Source organism: Arthrobacter sp. 10T413_2 (assembly GCF_056394205.1).
In genome coordinates, this window is the sequence record NZ_JBFTHK010000271.1 from 1 (window position 1) to 4,303 (window position 4,303).

Sequence of the window (4,303 nt, forward strand, 5' to 3'; positions counted from 1 at the left end):
GGGCGTTACTGTTCCCACCGGCTACTCCTTCAACCTGGACGGCACCGCCATCTACCTGACTATGGCCTCGCTCTTCGTCGCCAACGCCATGGGAACGCCCCTGGACCTKGGCGCCCAKATTTCGCTGCTGATCTTCATGATCATCGCCTCCAAGGGTGCCGCCGGTGTCACCGGGGCCGGTCTCGCCACCCTGGCCGCCGGACTGCAGGCACATGCCCCGCAACTGCTTGGCGGCGTGGGCATGATCGTGGGCATCGACCGCTTCATGTCCGAGGCCCGGGCACTGACCAACTTCACCGGCAACGCCGTGGCCACCGTGCTGATCGGCACCTGGGTCAAGGAGATCGACGGCGGCCGGGTGGACCGCGTGCTTGCCGGTGCCGAGCCGTTCGACGAAGAGACCATGATCGCCGGCCACGGCCCGGCCCCGGAGCCGCAGGCCGAGCCGGCCCCGGCCGCCCCGGCCTACGCGTAGCCGGCTACGCCTGCCCCGCCAATCAAGGAATACTGCCCGGACKCCCACCAGCGTCCGGGCAGTTTCTTTGCCGTTGCGGACCGGGCGTCCCGTCGCGGCGGCCCGGGGCCCCGTTCGAGGCGGCCATACCATTTCCGACACTAACCTTCGACTTCTACCGGAAGGTCAAGGCTCAGATGACGGCGGTTGTCAAGGTCCGCCGAATACCGTGTCGGGCGCTGTAACCTTGGGAGGAAACACGCTCGGCTCCGGAGCCTAGTCCGGGAGCTTGGCGAGCAATACCGAGCACGACAATCACCGTCATCGAAAGTGTGGATAGATACGTGAGCAGCGAACAGGGTTCAGCAACTCTGGAAGGCATCGAACTCGATCTGGAAGACGCCGTCATGGGCCCCACCGGGYGCCCCCAACGCGACTTTCCGGAGCCCGCGCCGCTGTCCTCCCACGGCCCTGCGCGGGTCATCGCCATGGTGAACCAGAAGGGCGGAGTGGGTAAAACCACGTCCACCATCAACCTTGCCGCCGCCCTGGCCGAATACGGCSGACGCGTGCTCCTGGTGGACTTCKATCCGCAGGGTGCCCTGTCCGCAGGCCTGGGCACCAACCCGCATGAGCTCGACCTCACCGTCTACAACGTGCTGATGGACCGCAAGGTGGACATCCGCGACGCCATCCAGAAGACCGGTGTGGAGAACGTGGATCTGCTGCCGGCCAACATCGACCTCTCCGCCGCCGAAGTGCAGCTGGTCAACGAGGTCGCCCGCGAGCAGGTCCTGGACMGGGCACTGAAGAAGGTGGAGGACGACTACGATGTCGTCCTGATCGACTGCCAGCCCTCGCTCGGGCTCCTGACCGTGAACGCGCTGACCGCCGCCCACGGCGTCATCATTCCGCTGATCTGTGAATTCTTTGCCCTGCGCGCCGTCGCGCTGCTCGTGGAAACCATCGACAAAGTCCAGGACCGCCTCAACCCGCGCCTGCAGGTGGACGGCGTCCTCGCCACGATGTACGACGCCCGGACCCTGCACGGCCGCGAGGTGATCGCCCGCCTCGTCGAGGCCTTCGGCGACAAGGTCTTCGAAACYGTCATCAAGCGMTCCATCAAGTTTGCCGACGCCACGGTGGCGGCCGAACCCATCACCACCTACGCGGGCAACCACGYCGGYGCMGACGCCTACCGCCGCCTGGCCAAAGAGCTGATTTCGCGCGGCGGCGCGCCCTAGCCAGGAACATGGCAGGCGCCCTCTCTCCGCCGGCGGAGCTCGACATGCCCGTGAAACCCGCGGATCCGGCAGTTGCTGAGGTCCCGGCCGCACCTGAGGTCCCGGACGGGCACGCCGGGAAGAAGCCCGGATTCGAAGTGCGCCTGGCTAACTTCACCGGTCCCTTCGACCTCCTGCTCGGCCTGATCTCCAAGCATCAGCTGGACATCACCGAGGTGGCGCTGGCCACCGTCACTGACGAATTCATCAAGTACATCAGGGGCCTGCAACGGCTGGGGGAGGAGTGGGCCCTCGATGAGGCCAGCGAATTCCTGGTGATTGCGGCCACCCTCCTGGACCTTAAGGCGGCCCGGCTGCTGCCCGCGGGCGAGGTCGAGGACGAGGAGGACATCGCCCTGTTGGAGGCCCGCGACCTCCTGTTCGCGCGGCTGCTGCAGTACAAGGCCTTCAAGCAGGTGGCCGGCATGATCGGTTCKACCCTCGAGCTCGAAGCCCGGCGCTTCCCCCGGCAGGTCGCCCTGGAGGGGCACTTCGCGGCCCTGTTGCCGGAACTGCTTTGGCGGCACACCCCGGAGCAGTTCGCCGGTTTGGCCGAAGCCGCCCTCAAGCCCAAGGAAGCGGCCCCCACTGAAGTGGGCCTGGCGCACCTGCACGGCGCGCCCGTGAGCGTCAAGGAACAGGCCGAGCTGCTGGGAAACAGGCTGCGGCTGGGCACGCCGCTGACGTTCCGGGCGCTGATCGCCGACGCCGAATCCACCCTGGTGGTGGTGGCGCGGTTCCTGGCGCTGCTGGAGCTGTTCMGCGACCGCGCAGTGGGCTTTGACCAGCTGCTGCCGCTCGGGGACCTGACCGTGCACTGKACGGCCGATTMCCACGGGTGGAGCAGCGAAAATCTGAGTGAAGAATATGAGGACCAGCCGTGAACGAACGACTCCCTGAGGCGGCGCGGGGCGAAGCCGAAGACGCCGGGCCGGACGCCGGGCCCGAAGCAGGGCCGGACACCGGACCCGACCTCGCCAGCCTGCCGGGCGGCGCCCGCGCGGCCCTCGAAGCTGTCCTGATGGTGATCGACGAGCCGGCCACCCCCACGGCCCTGGCGGCCGGACTGAACCTKACGGTCGACGTCGTCGATTCCCTGCTGGCTGAACTGCAGCGGGAGTATAACGGCTATACTGTTAATGCCCCGGATGCGGACGTCGCCAGCCAGACCAGCAGCAACATTGGCAATACTGACGGCAACAATGCCGCCCCCCGGGGTTTTGAATTGCGGAATATCGCCGGAGGCTGGCGGATCTATTCCCGTGCGGAGTTCGCCGAGATCGTGGGCGGGTTCGTGCTGGAGGGCCAAACAGCCAGGCTGACGCAGGCGGCGCTCGAAACGCTCGCCGTCATCGCTTACCGCCAGCCCGTTTCAAGGGCGCGGGTGTCTGCAATTCGAGGAGTCAATGTTGACTCTGTCGTGCGGACGCTGACGCAGCGTGGGCTGATCGAGGATTCGGGAACCGATCCCGAATCCGGAGCCATCCTGTACCGGACGACATCGTATTTCCTTGAGCGGATGGGAATCGGCTCGACGGCTGAATTGCCGCAGCTTTCCCCCCACCTTCCAGGCTTGGAAGGCATCGAGGAGTTCTACGACGCAGGAAGAATGTAAGCAGTACCAGTGCAGGCAAACGCCTGCACACGAGTATCCACCGGGCAGAACAATTTGCCCGGCCGGCGGGTGTTGTCGGGAGACAGCGGCCGCAGGCCACCAACGTAAGGACGGGTCATGACACAGGCGGGACGCCAGGGTTCACCACGTAACAGTTCGGGACGCAACAGCGCCGGACAAAGCAGTGCCGGACGCAGCAGCGCCGGTCAAGGCAAGACCGGCCAGGGCGGCACCGGCCGCGGCCCGGTCCAGGGCGGCGCCCCGCGCGCAGCCGGCGGCAAGGGAGGCCGTGACTTCTCCAAGGGTGGCGGMGACCGCCCCTTCAAGCACCCCAAGCCTCGCGAAGAGGCCTTCATCGATCCGGACCTGCAGGCTCCCGGCGCCCCGGCGTCCCGGCCGGCCTCCGGTGACTGGAAGTCGAAAGGTCCGACCGGCACGGGCGCGGCCCGCAAGCCCGGAGCCAGGAAGCCCGGTTTCGGCAAGGAGCCCGGCACTCCCGGTGCGCTCAAGCCCAAGCCGCGCACCGGCGCCGCCAGGGCTGCCGGTCCCCGCGCCTTCGGCAGCGAACGTTTMGGCCAGAACCTCGGACCGGTACGTAAGCCCGCCCGCAACCGCGGACCGCGCCGCGAGGTGCCGCAGTCTGAGCTGCACGACGCCGACGGTATCCGCCTGCAGAAGGTCATGGCMTCCGCAGGTGTCGCCTCGCGGCGTGTCTGCGAGGAAATGATCGCCGAAGGCCGCGTCGAGGTCGACGGCCACGTCGTCACCGAGCTCGGCATGCGCGTTGACCCGAAGACCGCCGTGATCCACGTCGACGGCCTGCGCATCCAGCTGGACGAGAACATGGTCTACATGGTCTTCAACAAGCCCAAGGGCGTTGTCTCCACCATGGAGGATCCGGACGGACGCCCGTGCGTMAGCGACTTCGTGCGCAACCACCATGGCGAACGC

At 67.1% G+C, this 4,303-nt stretch carries 5 protein-coding genes; all 5 read left to right on the forward strand.

Annotated features, from left to right (window positions below):
- The coding region (locus AC1DBQ_RS22255; RefSeq protein WP_476930579.1) for a cation:dicarboxylate symporter family transporter at positions 1-475 on the forward strand (475 nt) is incomplete at its 5' end.
- 323 nt (positions 476-798) lie between these two features.
- Complete coding sequence (locus tag AC1DBQ_RS22260) at positions 799-1,698, forward strand: ParA family protein (protein ID WP_476930580.1); 900 nt, start codon at positions 799-801, stop codon at positions 1,696-1,698.
- A 44-nt stretch (positions 1,699-1,742) separates the two neighbouring features.
- Positions 1,743-2,621: a segregation and condensation protein A gene (locus AC1DBQ_RS22265; protein ID WP_476930581.1), complete on the forward strand. Its 879-nt coding sequence runs from the start codon at positions 1,743-1,745 to the stop codon at positions 2,619-2,621.
- A complete protein-coding gene (gene scpB / locus AC1DBQ_RS22270) occupies positions 2,618-3,352 on the forward strand; it encodes an SMC-Scp complex subunit ScpB (RefSeq protein ID WP_476930582.1) in 735 nt (244 codons plus the stop codon). The genes AC1DBQ_RS22265 and scpB overlap by 4 nt, the downstream gene beginning before the upstream one ends.
- Before the next feature lie 117 nt (positions 3,353-3,469).
- Positions 3,470-4,303: S4 domain-containing protein (locus AC1DBQ_RS22275; RefSeq protein WP_476930583.1), on the forward strand; the 834-nt coding region annotated here is incomplete at its 3' end.